At 70.1% G+C, this 19,304-nt stretch carries 24 protein-coding genes and 1 tRNA gene; 10 read left to right on the top strand and 15 right to left on the bottom strand.

Annotation, left to right across the window (positions count from 1 at the left end; all coding sequences use genetic code 11):
* The first annotated feature begins 5 nt into the window (after positions 1–5).
* From HMPREF0063_RS00190 to HMPREF0063_RS00185, 3 genes are read left to right on the top strand one after another with little or no spacing between them, the layout of a single operon-like run.
* On the top strand, positions 6–794 hold the full coding sequence (locus HMPREF0063_RS00190; protein ID WP_007076606.1) for a hypothetical protein: 789 nt from the start codon (positions 6–8) through the stop codon (positions 792–794).
* On the top strand, positions 794–958 hold the full coding sequence (locus tag HMPREF0063_RS16425) for a hypothetical protein (RefSeq protein ID WP_007076605.1): 165 nt from the start codon (positions 794–796) through the stop codon (positions 956–958). The genes HMPREF0063_RS00190 and HMPREF0063_RS16425 overlap by 1 nt, the downstream gene beginning before the upstream one ends.
* A complete protein-coding gene (locus tag HMPREF0063_RS00185; protein WP_007076604.1) occupies positions 955–1,659 on the top strand; it encodes a hypothetical protein in 705 nt (234 codons plus the stop codon). Before HMPREF0063_RS16425 ends, HMPREF0063_RS00185 begins: the two co-directional genes overlap by 4 nt.
* A gap of 436 nt (positions 1,660–2,095) precedes the next feature.
* On the opposite strand, the gene HMPREF0063_RS16420 is transcribed toward HMPREF0063_RS00185, so the two are convergent.
* Both HMPREF0063_RS16420 and HMPREF0063_RS00180 read right to left on the bottom strand, forming a co-directional pair.
* A complete protein-coding gene (locus HMPREF0063_RS16420) occupies positions 2,096–2,410 on the bottom strand; it encodes a hypothetical protein (protein ID WP_156793982.1) in 315 nt (104 codons plus the stop codon).
* Positions 2,411–2,499: 89 nt separating this feature from the next.
* Positions 2,500–3,105: a hypothetical protein gene (locus tag HMPREF0063_RS00180; RefSeq protein ID WP_040319990.1), complete on the bottom strand. Its 606-nt coding sequence runs from the start codon at positions 3,103–3,105 to the stop codon at positions 2,500–2,502.
* 199 nt (positions 3,106–3,304) lie between these two features.
* Between HMPREF0063_RS00180 and HMPREF0063_RS00175 the strand changes: the two genes are divergently transcribed.
* Entirely contained in the window at positions 3,305–3,622 is a 318-nt protein-coding gene (locus HMPREF0063_RS00175) for a glucosamine-fructose-6-phosphate aminotransferase (RefSeq protein ID WP_083788952.1), read from the top strand.
* A 332-nt stretch (positions 3,623–3,954) separates the two neighbouring features.
* On the opposite strand, the gene HMPREF0063_RS00170 is transcribed toward HMPREF0063_RS00175, so the two are convergent.
* From HMPREF0063_RS00170 to HMPREF0063_RS00155, 5 genes are all read right to left on the bottom strand, one after another.
* A complete protein-coding gene (locus HMPREF0063_RS00170; RefSeq protein ID WP_007076599.1) occupies positions 3,955–4,719 on the bottom strand; it encodes a DUF3800 domain-containing protein in 765 nt (254 codons plus the stop codon).
* Positions 4,720–4,797: 78 nt separating this feature from the next.
* Positions 4,798–4,971 (bottom strand): hypothetical protein, encoded by a 174-nt coding sequence (locus HMPREF0063_RS16075; protein ID WP_007076598.1) that lies wholly within the window; start codon positions 4,969–4,971, stop codon positions 4,798–4,800.
* Entirely contained in the window at positions 4,964–5,230 is a 267-nt protein-coding gene (locus tag HMPREF0063_RS00165) for a DUF3263 domain-containing protein (RefSeq protein WP_007076597.1), read from the bottom strand. The genes HMPREF0063_RS16075 and HMPREF0063_RS00165 overlap by 8 nt, the downstream gene beginning before the upstream one ends.
* Positions 5,212–5,403: a helix-turn-helix domain-containing protein gene (locus tag HMPREF0063_RS00160; RefSeq protein ID WP_007076596.1), complete on the bottom strand. Its 192-nt coding sequence runs from the start codon at positions 5,401–5,403 to the stop codon at positions 5,212–5,214. The genes HMPREF0063_RS00165 and HMPREF0063_RS00160 overlap by 19 nt, the downstream gene beginning before the upstream one ends.
* Positions 5,404–5,528: 125 nt before the next feature.
* Positions 5,529–5,604, bottom strand: a tRNA-Thr gene (locus tag HMPREF0063_RS00155).
* 78 nt (positions 5,605–5,682) lie between these two features.
* Between HMPREF0063_RS00155 and HMPREF0063_RS00150 the strand changes: the two genes are divergently transcribed.
* Complete coding sequence (locus HMPREF0063_RS00150; RefSeq protein WP_007076595.1) at positions 5,683–6,843, top strand: alanine racemase; 1,161 nt, start codon at positions 5,683–5,685, stop codon at positions 6,841–6,843.
* Entirely contained in the window at positions 6,840–8,132 is a 1,293-nt protein-coding gene (locus HMPREF0063_RS00145; protein WP_007076594.1) for a D-arabinono-1,4-lactone oxidase, read from the top strand. Before HMPREF0063_RS00150 ends, HMPREF0063_RS00145 begins: the two co-directional genes overlap by 4 nt.
* Positions 8,133–8,281: 149 nt before the next feature.
* Here HMPREF0063_RS00145 and HMPREF0063_RS00140 read toward each other — a convergent pair whose 3' ends face one another.
* The 5 genes from HMPREF0063_RS00140 to HMPREF0063_RS00120 all read right to left on the bottom strand — a co-directional run bounded on the left by HMPREF0063_RS00140 (position 8,282) and on the right by HMPREF0063_RS00120 (position 13,981).
* Entirely contained in the window at positions 8,282–9,544 is a 1,263-nt protein-coding gene (locus HMPREF0063_RS00140; RefSeq protein ID WP_040319988.1) for a beta-propeller fold lactonase family protein, read from the bottom strand.
* A 190-nt stretch (positions 9,545–9,734) separates the two neighbouring features.
* Complete coding sequence (locus tag HMPREF0063_RS00135) at positions 9,735–10,076, bottom strand: SRPBCC family protein (protein WP_007076592.1); 342 nt, start codon at positions 10,074–10,076, stop codon at positions 9,735–9,737.
* 7 nt (positions 10,077–10,083) lie between these two features.
* Positions 10,084–11,028: a 23S rRNA (guanosine(2251)-2'-O)-methyltransferase RlmB gene (rlmB, locus tag HMPREF0063_RS00130; RefSeq protein ID WP_007076591.1), complete on the bottom strand. Its 945-nt coding sequence runs from the start codon at positions 11,026–11,028 to the stop codon at positions 10,084–10,086.
* Position 11,029: 1 nt separating this feature from the next.
* Positions 11,030–12,436, bottom strand: coding sequence for a cysteine--tRNA ligase (cysS, locus tag HMPREF0063_RS00125; RefSeq protein ID WP_007076590.1), 1,407 nt, complete (start codon positions 12,434–12,436; stop codon positions 11,030–11,032).
* Between the two features lie 39 nt (positions 12,437–12,475).
* A complete protein-coding gene (locus HMPREF0063_RS00120; protein WP_040319987.1) occupies positions 12,476–13,981 on the bottom strand; it encodes a molybdopterin-dependent oxidoreductase in 1,506 nt (501 codons plus the stop codon).
* A gap of 89 nt (positions 13,982–14,070) precedes the next feature.
* Here HMPREF0063_RS00120 and ispF point away from each other — a divergent pair, with 89 nt between their 5' ends.
* A complete protein-coding gene (ispF, locus tag HMPREF0063_RS00115) occupies positions 14,071–14,532 on the top strand; it encodes a 2-C-methyl-D-erythritol 2,4-cyclodiphosphate synthase (RefSeq protein WP_007076588.1) in 462 nt (153 codons plus the stop codon).
* 78 nt (positions 14,533–14,610) lie between these two features.
* Here the strand turns inward: ispF and HMPREF0063_RS00110 are convergent, their stop codons facing one another.
* Positions 14,611–15,096, bottom strand: coding sequence for a CarD family transcriptional regulator (locus HMPREF0063_RS00110; protein ID WP_007076587.1), 486 nt, complete (start codon positions 15,094–15,096; stop codon positions 14,611–14,613).
* A gap of 173 nt (positions 15,097–15,269) precedes the next feature.
* Between HMPREF0063_RS00110 and HMPREF0063_RS00105 the strand changes: the two genes are divergently transcribed.
* Positions 15,270–15,779 carry a hypothetical protein gene (locus HMPREF0063_RS00105; protein WP_007076586.1) on the top strand — a complete coding sequence of 170 codons (510 nt, stop codon included), beginning with the start codon at positions 15,270–15,272 and terminating at the stop codon, positions 15,777–15,779.
* Positions 15,780–15,845: 66 nt separating this feature from the next.
* Here HMPREF0063_RS00105 and phoU read toward each other — a convergent pair whose 3' ends face one another.
* Complete coding sequence (gene phoU / locus HMPREF0063_RS00100) at positions 15,846–16,496, bottom strand: phosphate signaling complex protein PhoU (RefSeq protein ID WP_007076585.1); 651 nt, start codon at positions 16,494–16,496, stop codon at positions 15,846–15,848.
* Between the two features lie 138 nt (positions 16,497–16,634).
* Here phoU and HMPREF0063_RS00095 point away from each other — a divergent pair, with 138 nt between their 5' ends.
* Together HMPREF0063_RS00095 and HMPREF0063_RS00090 are read left to right on the top strand one after the other, a co-directional pair.
* A complete protein-coding gene (locus HMPREF0063_RS00095; protein ID WP_156794154.1) occupies positions 16,635–17,771 on the top strand; it encodes a sensor histidine kinase in 1,137 nt (378 codons plus the stop codon).
* Positions 17,768–18,448, top strand: a complete 681-nt coding sequence (locus HMPREF0063_RS00090; RefSeq protein WP_007076583.1) for a response regulator transcription factor — start codon at positions 17,768–17,770, stop codon at positions 18,446–18,448. Before HMPREF0063_RS00095 ends, HMPREF0063_RS00090 begins: the two co-directional genes overlap by 4 nt.
* 100 nt (positions 18,449–18,548) lie before the next feature.
* Here the strand turns inward: HMPREF0063_RS00090 and HMPREF0063_RS00085 are convergent, their stop codons facing one another.
* Positions 18,549–19,295: a phosphoglyceromutase gene (locus HMPREF0063_RS00085; RefSeq protein WP_007076582.1), complete on the bottom strand. Its 747-nt coding sequence runs from the start codon at positions 19,293–19,295 to the stop codon at positions 18,549–18,551.
* Between the last annotated feature and the right edge of the window lie 9 nt (positions 19,296–19,304).

The following is a 19,304-nucleotide window of genomic DNA, read 5'->3' as shown; positions in this document are numbered from 1 at the left end:
ACCCCATGTCCCGCAAGTTCCTCACCGGCATCGACCTCGACGGCCAGAAGGCCACGAACGTCGCCGACGGCACGAGTCCATCGGACGCCGTCAACCGTGGCCAGCTCGACGCTCTCTCCAAGGGCCTCGTGTGGAAGACGCCGGTCAAGGCCGCGACGACCACGAACATCACCCTCACCGGTGCGCAGACCATCGACGGGGTGTCCGTCGTCGCAACCGACCGCGTCCTCGTCAAGGACCAGACCGACGCCGAGAACAACGGCATCTACGTCGCCGCCGCCGGCGCCTGGTCCCGCGCGACCGACCTCGACGAGGCCGACGAGTTCGCCAATGGGGTGGCTGTGTCCGTCGGGCAGGGCAGCACCAACGGGGACAAGTCGTTCGTGCTGACCACCGACGGACCCGTCACCGTCGGCACCACCGAGCTGGACTTCGGGGTCCTCGGCGGCTCCGGCTCCTCGTACACCGCCGGCAACGGCCTGGACCTGTCCGGCACCACGTTCTACGTGTCACCGAAGTCTGGTGGCGGCATCGACGTCGACGGCACCGGCGTCAGCATCGACCCGAACTTTTCCGGCCTGATCAAGCGGTACTCCGCGAACGTCCCCGACGGGTCCACCTCCGCGACCATCACCCACAACCTCGGCACCACCGACGTGCTCGTGCAGGTCCACGAGGTCTCGTCCGGCGAGGTCGTCGAGTGCGACGTCACGATCAGCTCGAGCAACGTCGTCACCCTGGGATTCGCGTCCCCCCCGGCATCGGCGGAGTTCCGGGTCGTGGTGATCGGCTGATGGCCCGCAAGCAGTTGGGCTCGGCGCCGACGGACGGCGAGGACGCCGCGACGAAGGAGTACGTCGACGGCCGGGGACCGAAGACCTGGGGTCCGATCGACGCCGGCGACGCGACACCCGGCGGCGCGGTCGCCGGTGACGTGATCCTCCGCCGGCTCCCGTGAGCACCATCGGACTCGTCGACGGCGCCTACCACGCAGGCCAGTCGAACACCTTCCCCGGAATCCCCGCCGGCGTGGTCGAAGACTCCCGGGTCGTCGTCATCGCCGCCAACGTCTCCGGCAGCAGCCTGACCACCCCGACCGGGTTCACCTCCGAGCTGTACGAGACGTCCACCGTGACGCTGCTCGTCGCGACGAAGACCGCCACGGGGCCGGAGTCCGGCACCTACACGGTCCCGGGCACGTTCCTGAACAACCTCGCGTCGATCGCGTTCCGGCCCACCGGCGAACACCCTGGAGGCTGGCTGGTCGACCTCGTCGGTGGGACCCTGATCGGCGGCACGACCGCGACGGAGTCGCTGTCGATGGCCGACCCCGGAGTCGGGGCCCTGCTCGTCTGGGCTGTCGCCTCGTCGCCGTCACGGTCTGTGACCGTGCCCTCCGGGTACACCCGCGTCACGCCAGACACCGCGACCCAGCGCATCCACCTCGCCTACCGGGTCCACCCCGGTGGTGCGATCTCCGGCATCTCAGGCACCTTCTCCGCCACCGCCGGCTCACGGTCCGTACTGATGGCCATCGCCGCCACGGGACTGCGCGACCACGCCGGCAACCTTATGGCTGCGACCGAGTGGGACGGCGCGACCGAGCAGCCCCTCGCGGTGTTTGAGTACGACGGCACCTCCGAGCAGCGCATCGCCTGACCCAGCACCACACATAACGCCCCCGCCTCCACTGTGGAGGCGGGGGCGTTCTTGCGTTCAACTGAAGCTGGCTTTCATGTTGGGTCGCCGCGGGGACCAGCAGCTGGCAGCTATGGGCTCAGCTCGGGAACCTAGCCGACCGACCCGGCCGCCGGCACTGGCCCAGCGCCAAGCAGCCGTTGCACGAGCAGCGGAGCAGTCAGTCCGGCTTGGAACGCAATCCACTTGGTCGGATCGGCAGCCTCCAAGCTCAAGACTGCGACGAGAACTCCGAGACCGACGTAGATCGGCGCCCACACCCAGTAGCTGACCGAATAGATCCAAGCCGGTTTGTTCTCCTTCTGGATTCTCCGATAGGGAGCAATAGCCAAGACCTCAGCAGCGATACCTCCCGCAACTGCCCAAGCCGCGACCTCCCACGTCTCCATGCTGGGAACTAGGACGTCCGGCTAGCGAACGCCAGGAGGATCCTGAGACGCTCCTGCCAAGTCAGTCCGCGCGAAGACAGTCGGTACCAGTCTTCCTCGCTCTTCTTCGTTCGCGCGGGACGACGAACCTTGCTCCCCATTCTCCTGATCGCCTCGCGGGTCGCGGCGGCTGAAACACCAAGTTCACCTGCGAGCGAATCGACCGTCCTCCAGTCGGTGTCACTTGCTGCCAATGCGCGTTCGAGGCGGTCTTCGAGGAGGTAGGCCGTCGGCGGGATGGTCATGATGACGGGGGTCGAGTTCGATTGCTCCGGCAGTTCCACGACGATTCCGGAACCGAGCGCCCGACGTCGGAGAGCACCGGGCGGCGTGTGTCGGATCATCGGGGGCTGTTCAACTGACCATGCCATTGCTACTCGTCCTCCTTCACGACCGCCAAACTAGTTCCGGATACAGCTTCGCGCAGGTTTTCCGACTTCTGCAGAGCCCTGTCGACCTGATCACGGAGCACCTTCAAGTCTGCATCGTCCATTGCAATGAAGAAGTCGTGGATGCCTGACTGCTCGAACGTGATGACCTGAAGTTGATGGGCAATAGTCCCAGCCAGAGGCACCGTGTCGTCATCGCTGAAGACGGGGCGGAGGTCAGTCATGATTCGGGAAACGTGAAGGACACGTTCGTAGGTGCTCTGCAGATCGAGAGCTTTCGCGACGAGTACCAGGTTCGGCTCTGCCAGCACCTTCGCAAGCTGCGTCGCTGCATCTCCCAGTCCAAGCACTTCGGCAAACTGCTCAGCTGCAGCGACCGGCGAGAGCCCGTGACTGCTGCGGAACACCGCCGACGACATGAGGGCATCGAATGCGACCGGGTCCAGTGCCACGGAGTTCACCGCCGCCCTCAGCCCGCTTTCGGAGACGCGGGCTGCGCGAATGGCGTCGACGAGTTGATCGCACAACTTCGAGTCCATCTGAGCAATGGAGCGCAACGCCTCACGGTGCTGCGCAGGAATGGTGACCACACCCCTCATGGGCGCTTACCAGTTCTTTCGGATGGTGTCAAGCACTTTACTATCCTATCGGGTAGCGCAACCGCCGAACAACTCTTAGAACGAGAGTCCCACAACAGCGGGTCAGACCGTGGTAGCCGGAGCAGCCTTTCGCCGAGTCGAGTTTGGCTATCTGCCGGTTGTGTCCCTTCTCGGTGGCACCATCCCGCTCATGCCTGACCGTGACCGGATCCTCGCCGCGAAGATCGGCGGCACCGCCCGCCGCCTCGCCACCACCGCCGTCCCCCAGGATCAGGCCGTCACGCAGATGCGCACACTCGCCGGCGACCGGACCGACCTGCTCACGTCCGAGCTCGGGGCGATCCTCGGTGGCTACCTCGCGAGGCCGATCTATGCCGAAGCCCTGGCGACCGCGCATCTGCTCGCCGTGGCCATCGGCGTGCCCGAGACCGGGCCGATGGTCGAGGCGTTCGACCGTGCGCGAGACGCCGCGACACGGGGCGGGTACAGCCACAGACAGGGCACGTGACCAGCCGAACTGGACGACGCCCCAGCTGTGGAACCTGCGGCTCCGGCCAGGGCGTCTACACCATCGGGGGATGGGTTCCGCCAGCCTAGGCCGAGCACGGCAAGGATGGCTAGACCATGCGAGGGAAAAGGAACGGCCCCACTGCTGAGCAGTGGGGCCGTTCAGGCTTTAGGGGAACAATCCGCCTAACCCGTTTGTGGTCAGCGAGCAGGAAACCACTCCGTGCCGCTGTATTCTGAACTGTGAGCCCTAAGCTCTGGTCCATCTCGGCGCTATGAGCCCTGAGCTCTGGCACCGATGTCTACAGCATAGCGCGCAATGAGGCAATGAGATCAAGAGGCGTGAGATTCGTCACGAACGGGTCGGAGTCGTCGCCCCGCGGTACCGCGGCCCCGAACCGTGGCGATGTTGACCCTGGTCTCGCGCTGATCTGACAGGTCCTTGGTGCCGAAGGCTGTCGCCAGGCGATCTGCCACCTTGGCCTTCTCGACGCCGACGCCCTGCAGCGGTCCATCGGACATGCGCTGGTGGCGGATCGCGCCAGCGACGAGGTCAGCCGCCTGAAGCAGATCGTTGGTCTTCGAGTTGAGGGAGACCGCGGTCACCAAGGGCGTACCCTGCAGCCGGCCGTTGACCCCCCGCTTCACAGCTCTACCCAGCGACCTGTCGGGCGGAGTCGAGATCCCGTCCATGAACGCCGCAGCGACCTCGTTCTTGTTGAGGCTCCCCACGATGAGCCGTGAGATCAGGTCAGCCTGCGCCTCCCACGCCGCCTTGCCCTTGAAGGGGTTGTGGTCAGGACCGACCACCGAGGCGATCAGATGGGCGTCACTGTCTGCGAGGAGGTCGACCAACTCCACCATGTACGGCGCGTTCCGCTTGTTGATCCGGCCGAACTTGAACTCGTGCGCATACGAGTGACGCTCCCGGATCGAGTGGATCGCCCGGAGGAGATCATCGGGGTGGCGGGTCTTGATCCCGGCGACGACGAAGCATCGACTCGCGGTGTTCTTCGATCCGCTCTCGTCGATCCAGAACGTAGGCGTCTGCACGCTGCCGCTGCGGGCAGCGCGGCCAGTTCGCTGGTTAGAAGCCATGGGCGACCCCGAGTAGTGGATTCGGTCGGAGGTTCTACGTTACCCCAGGGACGACCCCTGGGATGTGCGGCTCGCCGACTAGAACCCCGGATGCCAGCCCGCACCGGACTCGCGCATCGACACCGCACCACAGCGCAGGCAGGCGTAGTCCTCGTGGGCGCCGTCCATCGCGATCGTCACGCCCTTCAGCTTCCAAGCGTGCTCGAGGCACTCGCCGGGACCGTCGCCCTCGTTGCGGTCGTCGTCACTCATCGCCCACCCGGCGGGCTGTGCGGGAGGCGGCGCGCTTTGTCCGCAGCCGGCGGAGCCGCTTCACCAGGATCGGGTCGTGGGCGAGAGCGTCCTCCCGGTCGATCAGCCGCAGCAGCACCTGGTGGTACCTAGTCGGGGACAGGCCGAACCGCTCGAGGATGCGGCCCTCCTTCGACCCACGGTGGGCGAACCACTGGCGCTCCAGCTCGAGCATCGCTCGCTCGTCATCGGTGAGTGCCATCATTCGCCGCGCAGCCATGCGTCCAGGTCGTCCCGGTGGATCCTCCAGCGCCCCCCGGCCATGCGCTGGCTGCCAGCCAGAGTGCCGTCACGGAGGGCGCGGAGCACGGTCTTGCTGGACCAGCCGCTGTGCTGGGCAGCCTGGGCGGTGCTGAACCATGTGCGGCCCTCGAAGGCGTCCATCGCTGTCATGGGGAGAAACTAGCCCCTGGGTGAGATAACCAAGTGCACACCGATGCGCACAGTTGCCGCCGTTCGGATGGGTGCACAAACGGGTACAGTCACTAGGCGTGGGCGACTCGATAACGCTGTCGTTCTGGAGCCCCCGACAGGAGTCGAACCCGCGACATCCTCATTACAAGTGAGGCGCTCTACCAACTGAGCTACAGGGGCGCGCGCCGGGAGAGTCCCGGTGCGACGTCCCATCGTAACGACCCCGGCACCCCCACCGCCTCGGCCATACTGGAGCCGATGACCCGCCTCGACGACCTGCTCTCCGCCACCCGTGACCTGCCGGCACCGTTGGCGGTCGTCGACGAGCCCGCGCTCGCCGCCAACGCCGACGACCTCGTGCGGCGGGCCGGAGGGGTGCCGATCCGGGTGGCCAGCAAGTCCGTCCGGGTGCGCGGAGTCGTCGCCGAGACCCTGGCGCGACCGGGATTCGCCGGGGTCATGTCGTACTCGCTGGCCGAGTCCCTCTGGCTGGTCGAGCACGGGATCGACGACGTCCTGCTGGCCTACCCCACCGTCGACGCCGCGGCCCTGCGCCGCCTGGCTGCCGATGACCGGCACCGCCGCGCCATCACCCTCATGGTCGACGGCCTGCCCGCGCTCGACGCGATCGACCGGGTGCTGGGCCCGCGCCACCCCGACCTGCAGGTCTGCCTCGACGTCGACGCCTCCTACAAGATCGGCCCCGTCCACCTGGGGGTCCGCCGCTCGCCGGTGCACTCGGTGCGCCAGGCCCGCCGCGCCGCCGAGGCGATCGTCCGACGCCCGGGCTTCGACCTCGTCGGCGTGATGTTCTACGACGCCCAGATCGCCGGCCTGCCGGACACCTCCCCCGCGGTCCGGCTGGTCAAGAGTCGCTCCGCCGCCGAGCTGGCCGACCGCCGGGCCCGGGTGGTCGACGCCGTGCGGGGCGTGGCCGACCTCCGGCTCGTCAACGCCGGGGGCACGGGCAGCCTCGAGGTCACCGGGGACGATCCCTGCGTCACCGAGCTGACGGCCGGCTCCGGGCTGTTCACCCCGACCCTGTTCGACTCCTACGACGCCTTCGCGGCGCGACCGGCCGCGTACTTCGCGCTCGACGTCGTCCGTCGTCCGGCCCGCGACGTCGCGACCTGTTTCAGCGGCGGTTACATCGCCTCCGGTCCCACCGGCGACGCCCGCCGACCGACGCCGGTGCACCCGCCGGGGCTCGACCTGATCGGGACCGAGGGAGCCGGCGAGGTGCAGACCCCGGTCCGCGGGCGGGCGGCACGGAACCTCGCGCCCGGCGACCGGGTGCTGTTCCGCCACGCGAAGGCCGGCGAGATGTGCGAGCGGTTCGACGCCGTCCATCTCGTCGACGCCGACGGGACCGTCCGGTCCCTGCCCACCTACCGCGGCGAGGGGAAGAACTTCGGATGACCACCTGGACCAACTGGGCCGGCAACGTCACCAGCACCCCGGCCGCTGTGGCCCACCCCGGCTCCACCGCCGACGTGCAGGACCTCGTGCGACGGGCCGCCGCCGACGGCCTCACGGTCAAGGCCGTCGGCGCCGGTCACTCGTTCACGCCGATCGGTCGGACCGACGGCATCCTGCTGCACCTCGACCGGATGTCCGCGATCGTCGGGCACGACGCGTCCACCGGACGGGTGCGGGTGCAGGCCGGCATCTCGCTGCACGGACTCAACCCCCGACTCGGGGCGTTGGGGCTGGCGCTGCCGAATCTCGGCGACGTCGACCCGCAGTCGGTGGCCGGCGCCATCTCCACCGGCACCCACGGCACCGGCGGCCGCCTGCACGGCATCTCGGCCGCGGTCGTCGCGGTGCAGCTGGTCACAGCTGCGGGCGACGTCCTCGAGATCGACGAGCAGCACCCCTGGTTCGGCGCGGCCCGCGTCAGCCTCGGCGCGCTGGGCATCATCACCGAGGTCACCCTGCAGTGCGTGCCGGCGTTCTGTCTGCACGCCCGCGAGGAGCCGATGCCGCTCGCCGAGGTGATGGGCCGGCTCGACGAGCTCGTCGACGACAACGACCACTTCGAGTTCTACTGGTTCCCGCACACGACGAAGACCTCGATCAAGCGCAACAACCGGGTGGCAGACGGCACGGAGCGGCAGCCGGTCGGCCGGTTGCGGCACTGGTGGGACGACGAGTTCCTCAGCAACACCGCCTTCGAGGGCATCAACCGGGTGCTGACGCGGCGACCCGGCTGGATCCCGCGCGCCAACGCACTCGCCGCCTCGATGCTGGGTGCCCGCGAGTACGTCGACCACTCCTACGAGGTGTTCGTCTCGCCCCGCACGGTGCGGTTCCGCGAGTCGGAGTTCGCGCTGCCGCGTGAGGCCCTGTCGCACGTGCTCGACGAGCTCGGTCGCTGGTTCGACGCCGGCCACGAGGCGGTGTCGTTCCCGATCGAGGTCCGGTTCACCGCCGCCGACGACGTGTGGATGTCGACCGGGCACGAGCGCGACAACTGCTACGTCGCGGTGCACCAGTACCGCCGCACCGACCCGACGGCCTACTTCGCCGCGGCTGAGGCGATCTTCACCGCTCACGAGGGCCGACCGCACTGGGGCAAGATGCACACCCTCGGCGCCGACTACTTCGCCGAGCGGTACAGCCGGTTCGGGGACTTCGTCGCGATCCGCGACGAGGTGGACCCGGACCGCCGGTTCACCAACGCGTACCTCGACCACGTCCTCGGCTGACCGCCCCCATCGGCCCGCCCCCATCGGCCCGCCCCCATCGGCCCGCCCCCATCGGCCCGTCCCCGCTGGCCGTGACGTTTCGGCCCTGAAACCGCCGATTCCGGGGCCGAAACGTCACTGCCAGCGCGAAGGGGAGGCGGAGCGGTCGGTCAGTGTGCGTGGGTGGCGGCGTTGACGACGGTCAGCGACGTCGGCGTCGCGTCGAGCTCGGTCCGCTGCACCGTCTCGCCGGACTCCAGGTCGACCAGGGCGAGCGTCCCGGCGCCCGGATCGGTGATCCACGCCCGGTCGCCGGCCGCGGCCAGCACCGGACGCGGGTCACGGAAGCTCTCGGGCTTGTCCCAGCCGTCCATCACGTCGATCGAGGTCACCTCGCCGGTCGCCACGTCGACGAGGTGGAGGGCGCCGTCGGTGCCCAGGACCACCGCGTGACCGTCGACGGACGCGAGGTTGCTGAACTCCACGCCCAGGTCGACCAGGGTCGCCGTGCCCGCGGCGGTGTCGTACAGCGCCAGCGACGTCGAGGCACTGTCGTCGGTCTCGCTGTACAGACTGCCCACCACCACCGAGGAGTCGTGGACCTCGACGAGTGATCCGGTGCCGGCGCCCGGCAGCGGCGCGGCGATGTTGGTGGCGCTGCCGTCCGCCACGACGATGATGCCGTCGGCGCAGCCGAAGGCGTAGCCCGTCTCGCCCACGTGGGTCTCACCGTGCAGGCCCTCGCAGGTCTCGAACCGGGTGGTCTCGGCGCCGGTCTCGTCCAACAGGGCCAGACCGACCGGGGCGTCACCGACCGCGATCGACGCCAGGAACCCGCCTTCCGCGGTCGGCACGGCCACCCCGTGGTGGGGCGCGCCGGTCTCGATGCGACGCTCACCAATCCGGTCACCCTCGAGGCCCCCGTGGTCGAAGGTGACGAAGGAGCCGTCGCCGTCGAACCACACGACGGTGCGCTCGTCGTCGCTGACCGCGTGGTAGGCGGTCGGGCCCTCGACGACGGAGTCCAGGCGCGCCGGATCGGCGGTGAACGAGTGGCCGTGCTCGCCGTGCGCCTCGGTCCAGCTGCCGGCGTCGATCACGCCGATGCGGTCGGCGTCGGACTCCAGCGTGTACACGTGCCGGCCGTCACCCGCGACGGACAGGATCGGCCGCGCGTCGACGTCGAACGTCTCGACGGTGTCGAGCGAGTCGGCGTCGAGCACCGTGACCTGCTCGTCGGAGGCGACCAGGACGCGGGGCACCGGCTGGTCGGTCTCGGTCGGGCCGGTCACCGCGTCCGAGGTGGAGCCGGCGGGGTCAGCCTCACCGCAGGCAGCGAGCAGGGCAGCGGCCAACAGGGTCCCGGCGGTCAGCCGGGCGGGAGCGGAGGTCCAGAGGTGGACAGGTCGGGGATTCTGGGTGCGTGGATTCATGACGCACATCCCACACCTTGTTGACAATGATTGTCAAACTCATCAGGCCGGGTGGTTCACTCCTCCGCGGCGCCCAGGTGATCCAGCAGGTTGGCCGAGAACCTGGTGCCGATGGTGGCCAGCACGCCCTTCATCGTCGTGCGCACCGCGGGCCCGGTGAGCTTGGCCAGCGGGAGGTCGACCCGGACGGTCAGGTCGATCGCCAGCCGGGTCCCCCGTCGGACGCGTCGGCCAGCTCGTACACGCCCTCGACCGCCGCCCGCTCCCGCTCACCCTCGGGCGGGTCGTGCTCGAAGGTGATCCGCTCGCCGTCGTCCAGCCGCATCCGCACCGTGAAGGCCGGAGCCAGGCTGACGCCCAGCCCGGGCACCTCGTCGAGCTCCCAGTGCCAGTGGTCGCCGTCGACGGTGATCCGCTGCACGAACGGGGTCAGCTCCGCGACGACGTCGGCGTCGGTCAGGACCGACCACACGTCGGCACGGTCGGCGTCGATCACGGCCTCGGAGGCCGTGCTGGTCTCGAACCAGGTCACCGGCGGTTCAGCCGCGCTGCCGGGCGATGGCGTAGAGCGCGATGCCCGCGGCGACGCCGGCGTTGAGGCTCTCCAGCCCCGTCGACATCGGGATCGAGACGAGCTCGTCGCAGGTCTCGCCCACCAGCCGCGACAGCCCCTTGCCCTCGCTGCCGATGACGACGACGACCGGGCCGTCGAGCATCTGCGACGACGGCAGCTCGACGTCGCCGTCGGCCGCCAGACCGATCACCATGAGGCCCTCCTCCTGCAGCTCCTTGAGCGTGCGGGTGAGGTTGGTGACGCGCGCGACGGGCACCCGGGCCGCGGCGCCGGCCGAGGTCTTCCACGCCGCCGCGGTGATCTGCGCGGCCCGGCGCTCCGGGATGACGACACCGTGGGCCCCGAAACCGGAGGCCGACCGGATGACGGCACCGAGGTTGCGCGGGTCGGTCACGCCGTCGAGCATCACGATGAGGGCCGGTTCGCCGCGCTCGGCCGCGAGCGCCAGCAGGTCGCGCGGATCGGCGTAGTCGTAGGCGTTGAGCTTGGCGGCGATGCCCTGGTGGACCGCGCCCCCGGTGAGCTTGTCGAGCTCGACCCGGCCGATCTCGAGCAGGCTGACGTGCTGGTCGGCGGCGAGCTTGAAGATCTCGCGCATGCGCTCGTCGCGCTCGGTGCCCTCGGCGACGTAGAGCCCGTGGATCGGCACGGTCGCCTTGAGCAGCTCCAGCACCGAGTTGCGTCCGGCCACCCACTCCGCGACGTCACCGGTCTTGCGGCGGGGCCGCGCGGCCTCCCGCTTGGTGGCGGCGTTCTTCATCTTGTAGACCTTGTGGTTCGGTCGCTCCTCGGCGCGCGGGGTCGGGCCCTTGCCCTCCAGACCCTTGCGCCGGCGTCCTCCGGATCCGGCGGTCGGGTTTCCCTTGCCGGACTTCTTGATCGCCCCTCGGCGTTGGCTGTTGCCGGGCATCTCAGCGTCCCTTCACGGACCACCGCGGGCCGTGCGGCGTGTCCTCGATCTCGACGCCGGCGGCAGTGAGCTGGTCGCGCACCCGGTCGGCCGTCTGGAAGTCCTGGGCGGCACGAGCCTCGGTGCGCTGCTCCAGCAGCGCCCCCACGAGGGTGTCGAGCGCCTGGTCGGTGGAGTCGTCGGTGGCACCGGACCACACCGGCGACAGGGGGTCGACGCCGAGCACGTCGAGCATGGCCCGCACGGACGCGAGCACCTCGCGCAGCTCGGGCGAGCTGCCGGCGGCGAGCAGCCGCTGGCCGTCGCCGATCGTGGCGTGCAGGGCGGCCAGCGCGGCGGGCACCGAGAGGTCGTCGTCCATCGCCGCGACGAACTCGGCCGTGGGGTCACCCGGCTCGCCCGGGCCCACCAGCTCGGCGGCGCGGGTGACGAAGCCCGCGATGCGCTCGAAGGCGGTGGCCGCCTCCGCGAGCGACTCCTCGCTGAACTCGATGACCGACCGGTAGTGCGCGGCCAGCAGGTAGTACCGCAGGGCGATCGGCGGCACCCGGCGGACGACCTCGCTGACCATCAGCGTGTTGCCGACGCTCTTGGCCATCTTGGAGCCGCCGAGGTTGAGCATCGCGTTGTGCATCCAGATGCGCGCGAACCGCTGCCCGGCGGCGCGCGACTGCGCCAGCTCGTTCTCGTGGTGCGGGAACCGCAGGTCGAGGCCACCGCCGTGGATGTCGAACTCGTGACCCAGGTACTTGCCCGCCATCGCCGAGCACTCCAGGTGCCAGCCGGGGCGGCCGCGCCCCCACGGGGTGGTCCACGACGCGGAGTCGGGGTCGCCGGCCTTGTGGCCCTTCCAGAGCGCGAAGTCGCGGGCGTCACGCTTGCCGGCGGGCGGGGCGTCCTCGGCGGGCTGCATGTCGTCGACCGACTGTCGCGACAGCGCGCCGTACTCCGGCCAGGACCGCACGTCGAAGTACACGTCGCCGGAGTCGTCGGTGGCCGGGTAGGCGTGGCCGCGCTCGATCAGGGTCGCGATCATCTCGACCATCTCGGGCACGTGACCGGTGGCCCGGGGCTCGTAGGTGGGCGGCTGGCAGCCCAGCACCTCGTAGGCCGCGTGCAGCGCGCGCTCGTTGGCGTAGGCCACGGCGAACCACGGACGGCCCTGCTCGCGGCCCTTCGCAATGATCTTGTCGTCGATGTCGGTCACGTTGGCCACGATCGTGACCTCCAGACCGGAGCGCTCCAGCCACCGCCGCAGGACGTCGAACACGACCTCCTTGCGGATGTGCCCGATGTGCGGGGGGCCCTGCACCGTGAGGCCGCAGTGGTAGATGCTGACCTGCCCCGGGGTCACGGGAACGAACGCGGCGGTCCGCCGGGTCGCGGTGTCGTACAGGTGCAGGCTCACACCCCCCAGCCTATCGGCCCCGGACGCCCGCTCCCGCCGCTACGCCTGGGCGGCGACGTCGACGCTGTGCCAGCCGGTCGCGCCGTCGGGCAGCACGTCGGCCCGCTCCTGCGTCTGCACGCGCCCGTCGGCGTCGGTGGCCCGCACCTCGATGGTGTGCCGGCCGGGGGTCGCGTCCCACGGCACCGACCACTGCACCCACGTGTCGACGGTGTCGACCTCGCCGATCGTGGCCCCGACCCAGTCACCCTCGTCGACGCGGACCTCCACGGCGCTGATGCCGGTGTGCTGGTGCCACGCGACCCCGGCGATGACCTGCTGCCCGGCCCGCACGGTGCTGTTCGGCGCCGGCAGGTCGATGCGCGACTGGGTCTTGATCGGGCCGCGTTCGCCCCAGCCCCGTTGCGTCCAGTACGCCTCGACCTCGGCGAACCGGGTGACCTCCCAGTCGACCACCCACTTGGTCGCCGAGACGTACCCGTACAGCCCGGGGATCACCTGACGGACGGGGAACCCGTGCCGGACGGGTAGCGGCTCGCCGTTCATCCCCACCGCGAGCAGGGCGTTGCGGCCGTCCGTCACGGCCTCCAGCGGCGTGCCGCACGTCCACCCGTCGACCGAGGTCGACAGCAGGCAGTCCGCGCCGTCCTGCACGCCGGCCTCGGCGAGCAGGTCGGCCATCGGGACGCCGGACCAGTTGGCGTTGCCGATCAGGTCGCCGCCGACCTCGTTGGAGACGCAGCAGAGGGTCACCCATGCCTCGGTCAGACCGCGCGCCACGAGGTCGTCGTACGTCACGGTGATCTCGCGGTCGACCAGGCCGTGGATCCGCAGGCTCCACTCGGACGCGTCCAGCAGGGGCGGACTGAGCGCCGTGTCGATGCGGTAGAAGTCGCGGTTGGGGGTGGTCCACGGTCGCTGGCCGTCGATGCCCAGATCGGCGCCCGCGGGGGTGCTGGTCGGCTCCAGCGGCAGGTCGAGGGAGGCGCGCGCCCGTTCCAGCTCGGCCCGGCGCCGGCGCCGTTCGGCGAGCAGCTGACCGCCCACGCCGGAGGCGACGATGCCGACCAGCACGACCGCTGCGCCCACCAGGAAGCTGCGCCGCGTTCCGTCGGGGGCGTCCTCGGCCAGGCGGTCCTGCAGCAGGTGCAGGACCGCGAGCGCGGCCGCGGCACCGGCCACCGTGGCCACCACGGCGGCGGCCGAGGGCTCGGGACGGGTCAGCACGGCGAGCGTGCCGAGAGCCGTGAAGCCGCCGACCAGCGTGAGCGACACCTGCCTGCGCTCGATCCAGGCCCGCCCCGCCACGGCTCCGAGTGCCAGCAGCACGACCACCGTGACCGCCACGGCCAGAGGCTTGTCGGCCGTGCCCACCAGGTCGATGATCGGCTTGATCAACGGTGCCGGGGTCAGGTCGACCGCGTGCTGGGCCACCGCCAGCAGAGGGGACTCCGGCACGTCGAAGACGGCGGCCAGCAGCTCGCTGACGGTGAGGGCCGCGCCCACGGCCAACACCCCGGTGGCAGCGGAGGCACGAGGATTCACCCGTCCAGTGTCGTCGGCATCGGTGCCGGGTGCACGGTTGCGAGCATGACCAACCTGTTACGGCATGATCGACCCATGGGGCTCGAACGATGAGAACAGGGATCGGCACCGACGTCCACCGCCTGACGCCGGGCACGGACCTGTGGCTCGTGGGGCTGCACTGGCCCGACGCACCGGCGGGCCTGGACGGTCACTCCGACGGCGACTGCGCCGCCCACGCGATGGTCGACGCCCTGCTCAGCGCCGCCGGCCTGGGCGACATCGGCACGGTCTTCGGCACGGCGGACCCCCGGTGGGCCGGCGGTTCCGGTGTGGGCTTCCTGGCCGAGACCGCCCGCATGGTGCGCGCCGAGGGCCACGAGATCGCCAACGTCGCGGTGCAGGTGATCGGCAACAGTCCCCGCATCGGCAGCCGCCGGGACGAGGCCCAGCAGGCGCTGTCGGCCGCCGTCGGTGCGCCTGTGAGCGTGGCCGGCACCACGACCGACGGACTCGGGCTGACCGGCAGGGGCGAGGGCATCGCCGCCATCGCCACGGCCCTGCTGACCTGAGCCGCCCTCGCCGCCCGGCGGGTGGCTTCGCGACCGAATGAGGTGCTATTCGGTCGAGAATCCACCGCCCGGAGGGGTCTAGCTGGCGAGAACCTCGTCGAGCCGGAGCTCGGCCTTGTCCTCGTTGGTGTTCTCGGCGAGCGCGAGCTCGGAGACGAGGATCTGACGGGCCTTGGCCAGCATGCGCTTCTCGCCGGCCGACAGACCACGCTCGTGGTCACGGCGCCAGAGGTCGCGCACGACCTCGGCGACCTTGAGCACGTCACCGGAGTGCAGCTTCTCGAGGTTCGCCTTGTAGCGGCGCGACCAGTTGGTCGGCTCCTCGACGTGCTCGGCACGCAGGACGCTGAACACGCGCTCCAGACCGTCGGCGTCGACGACGTCACGGACGCCGACCAGATCGAGGTTGCAGGCCGGCACACGGACGACCAGGTCGTTCTGCGCGATGATCCTCAGCACGAGGTAGTCGCGCTCTTCCCCCTTGATCTTTCTCGTTTCGATGTCTTCGATGACTGCAGCACCGTGATTGGGATACACAACGGTTTCGCCGACAGTAAAAGCCATAGAGAAAGCACCTTTCCTAGAAGGCAAGGATAACACGTTGCGTTGAGCGACTTCTTGGGCGTTTTTCAGGTGTGCACGGCGAGCACGGCCCGGGATCGTGGGCCGTGGGCCCGCGGTGGCCGGGCTTCGGTACGATCAGCCCCGACGACCGCTCCTTGCGAAAGGCCCCACCCGTGCGCCACGAACGCCTCCGCCGATCCTCGGCAGCCGCTGCGACCGCCCTCGCCCTCACCACGCTCGGCGCGTGCGGCACCAGCTTCGACGCGCAGGTCAACCAGCCGTACCAGGCCGGGATCGGCGCAGACCTGCGGGCGACCGACGTGCAGGTCCTCGGCGCACTGTTCGTCGAGAACTTCGACGGCTCCGGCACCTTCAGCGGGACCCTGCTCAACACCACCGAGCGCGTGCAGGACCTGACCGGGTTCACCGTCACCGACGGCGAGGGCACCGAGCTCGAGGTCTCCTCCGACGGCGGCGACCTCAGCCTGCCGGTGCGCCGGGCCGTCCAGCTGGGCATCGAGGACAGCAAGGTGTTCTTCGCCGAGGACGTCGAGGCCGGCCGCTACTACACGATCACGTTGAGCTTCGACGGCGCCGCCGACGTCGAGATCCGGGTGCCCGCGGTCACGCGCAACGACATCTACTCGACGGTCGTCACCCCGTTGACCGCGCCGGCCGCCTGACGGCCCCCGCTCCCTGCACGACGAAGGGCCCCGACCACGTGGTCGGGGCCCTTCGTCGTGCAGGAGTCAGCTGGGGGACGGGATCTCGCCGGTGACGAGGTAGACGACCCGGCGGGCCATCGACACGGCGTGGTCGCCGATGCGCTCGTAGTAGCGGCCGAGCAGGGCCAGGTCGATCGCCGGCTCGACGCCGTGCGTCCAGTTGTCGGACAGCAGCGTGCGGAACAGCTGCTGGCGCAGCTTGTCCATCTCGTCGTCGGTGTCCTCGAGCTTGCCGGCCGCGATGACGTCGCGGTCCGAGACGATGCGCGAGGCGGCGTGGATCATCTGGTCGGCGACCGAGGCCATCGCCATGATGGTCGGCTGCAGGCCGGTCGGGACCGCGACCTCGGGCATGCGCAGGCGGGCGACCTTGGAGACGTGCACGGCGAGCTGGCCCATGCGCTCGAGGTCGGTCAGCATGCGGAGGGTCGCGACCAGCTGGCGCAGGTCGGTGGCGACGGGCTGCTGGGTGGCCAGCAGCAGCAGCGCACGCTCCTCGATGTTCTCGATGGTCTCGTCCACGAGCTTGTCCCCGTCGATCACCTTCTCGGCGAGCGGGGCGTCGGCGTTGAGCAGGGCGGCGGTGGAGGCAGCGACGGCGCGACGGACGGTCCCGGTGAGGGTGACCAGGTCGTCGACGATGGCGTCGAGCTGCTCGTGGTACAGGTTGCGCATGACGACACCCTAGGCAGAAGCGGTGAACGATCGGCGACCTGCGGTGAACGGCGCGTGAACGGGCGCGGAAAGAAGCACGTTCCGGGGCGTTCTGGGGCAAGGTCTGGGTGAACAGCGCCCTACCATCAAGAGGTGGACATGGAAGCTGGCTGGCTGCTCGCCGGAGCGGTCGGCGTCGTCGCCGGGGCGCTGATCACCTTCCTGTGGAGGTTCGACGAGCAGCGACAGAGCCGGCCGGTGGAGCCGCCGGCCGCTCCCGACGTCCCTCCGGGCACCGAGGCCGTGCTGTCGGCCCTCGCGTCGTCGGCCGTCGTGGTCGACGCGTCCGACGAGGTGCTGCGGGCGTCGGCCCCGGCCGTCGCGATGGGCATCGTCCGGGGCGACACCCTGCACCCCGAGGAGCTGCTCACCCTGGTCCGCCAGGTCCGCCGCGACGGCGAGGCCCGCGAGGCGGACGTCCTCGTGCCGGTCCGACGGTCGGCTCCCCTGCACGTGCATGCCCGGGTGGCGCCCCTGACCTCGCGCCTGATCCTGGTCCTGGCCGAGGACCGCACCCAGGCGCAACGGGTCGAGACCATCCGGCGCGACTTCGTGGCCAACGTCAGCCACGAGCTGAAGACGCCCATCGGGGCGATCAAGCTGCTCGCCGAGGCGGTCTCGGAGGCCCGGGACGACCCGGCAGCGGTGGAGCGGTTCTCCTCGCGGATGATCGCCGAGGGCGACCGGCTCACCCGGCTCGTGCAGCAGGTGATCGACCTGTCCCGGCTCCAGAACGACGTGTTCAGCGACGAGGCGGCCGTCATCAAGGTCGGCGAGCTGGTGTCGGAGGCCTGCGAGCACTCGATGACCGATGCCGAGGCCAAGGGCATCGACCTGCGGTCGACCACGGAGCCCGACCTGTCGATCCTCGGGGACCGGGCCCAGCTGCACGCCGCGGTGAGCAACCTGGTCGAGAACGCCGTGACCTACTCCCCCGAGGGCGCCCGGGTGGCGGTGACGGCTGCCCGCGACGGCGAGGACGTCAAGATCACCGTGGCCGACAACGGCATCGGCATCCCGAGCTCGGAGCTCGACCGGATCTTCGAGCGGTTCTACCGGGTCGACCCGGCCCGGGCCCGCTCGACCGGTGGCACGGGCCTCGGCCTGTCCATCGTCAAGCACGTGGCCGCCAGCAACGGCGGCACCGTCGAGGTGTGGAGCGAGCCGGGACTCGGTTCGTCGTTCACCCTCGTGCTTCCAGCCCACACCCATGACCTCGATGAGGAGACCCCGTGACTCGAGTGTTGGTCGTCGAGGACGAATCCAGCTACAGCGAAGCGCTGTCGTACGTGCTGCGCAAGGAGGGGTTCGACGTCGCGATCGCCGAGACCGGTCCGGACGCGCTGCTCGAGTTCGACCGTGCCGGCGCCGACATCGTCCTGCTGGACCTGATGCTGCCGGGCCTCTCGGGCACCGAGGTGTGCCGCCAGCTGCGGCAGACCTCGTCGGTGCCGATCATCATGGTCAGCGCCAAGGACACCGAGGTCGACAAGGTCGTGGGCCTGGAGCTGGGCGCCGACGACTACGTGACCAAGCCGTACTCCCCCCGCGAGCTCGTGGCGCGCATCCGTGCGGTGCTGCGTCGCGGGGTCGCCGAGGACGACGTCGAGGGTGCGTCGCTGGAGGCCGGCCGCGTGCGGATGGACGTCGACCGGCACCTCGTGACCGTCGACGGCACCGAGACCCGGCTGCCGCTGAAGGAGTTCGAGCTGCTGGAGTTCTTCCTGCGCAACCCGGGCCGGGTGCTGACCCGCGGCCAGCTGATCGACCGGGTCTGGGGCGCCGACTACGTGGGGGACACCAAGACCCTCGACGTCCACGTCAAGCGCCTGCGCGCCAAGATCGAGGTCGATCCGGCGAACCCCGTCACGCTGACGACGGTGCGCGGCCTGGGCTACAAGTTCGACGCCTGACCTTCCCCTCCGATCTCCTCGCGATGTGTGCAGTTGACGTTCGTCCGCGACGTGGAAACGAACATCACGTGCACGAATCGCGGGGAGGGGGAGGGGGCGGTCAGCGACCCTGGTTGGCGACGGCGGCGATGGCCGCCTCGGCCGCGGCGGGATCGAGGTAGGTGCCGCCCGCGACCACGGGCCGCAGGTCGGCGTCGAGCTCGTACACCAGCGGGATGCCCGTGGGGATGTTCAGCCCGACGACCTCGTCCTCGCCGAGCCCGTCGAGGTGCTTGACCAGCGCGCGCAGCGAGTTGCCGTGCGCGGTCACCAGCACCGTGCGGCCGTCGAGCAGATCGGGGACGATCTGGTCGTACCAGTAGGGCAGCATGCGGTCCAGCACGTCGGCGAGGCACTCCGTGCGCGGCAGCAGCTCGTCGGGGAGCGCGGCGTACCGGACGTCGGCTGCCTGGCTGAACTCGTCGTCGTCGGCGATCGGCGGCGGCGGGGTGTCGTACGAACGGCGCCACGTCATGAACTGCTCCTCGCCGTACTCCGCGAGGGTGGCCTTCTTGTCCTTGCCCTGCAGCGCGCCGTAGTGCCGCTCGTTGAGCCTCCACGAGCGCTTGACCGGGATCCAGTGCCGATCGATGCCGTCGAGCACGATCTGCGAGGTGCGGATGGCCCGCCGCAGCAATGACGTGTGCGAGACGTCCGGCGCGAGGCCGGCCGCGGCCAGCAGCTCGGCGCCGCGGGCCGCCTCGGTGAGCCCCTGTTCGTTGAGGTCGACGTCGACCCAGCCGGTGAACAGGTTCTTGGCGTTCCACTCGCTGTGGCCGTGGCGCAGCAGGATCAGGGTCGGAGTCATGATTCGAGC

Source organism: Aeromicrobium marinum DSM 15272 (assembly GCF_000160775.2).
GTDB classification, from domain to species: domain Bacteria; phylum Actinomycetota; class Actinomycetes; order Propionibacteriales; family Nocardioidaceae; genus Aeromicrobium; species Aeromicrobium marinum.
Note: the sequence above shows the minus strand (reverse complement) of the source record. Positions and strands in the feature narration are given on the sequence as shown.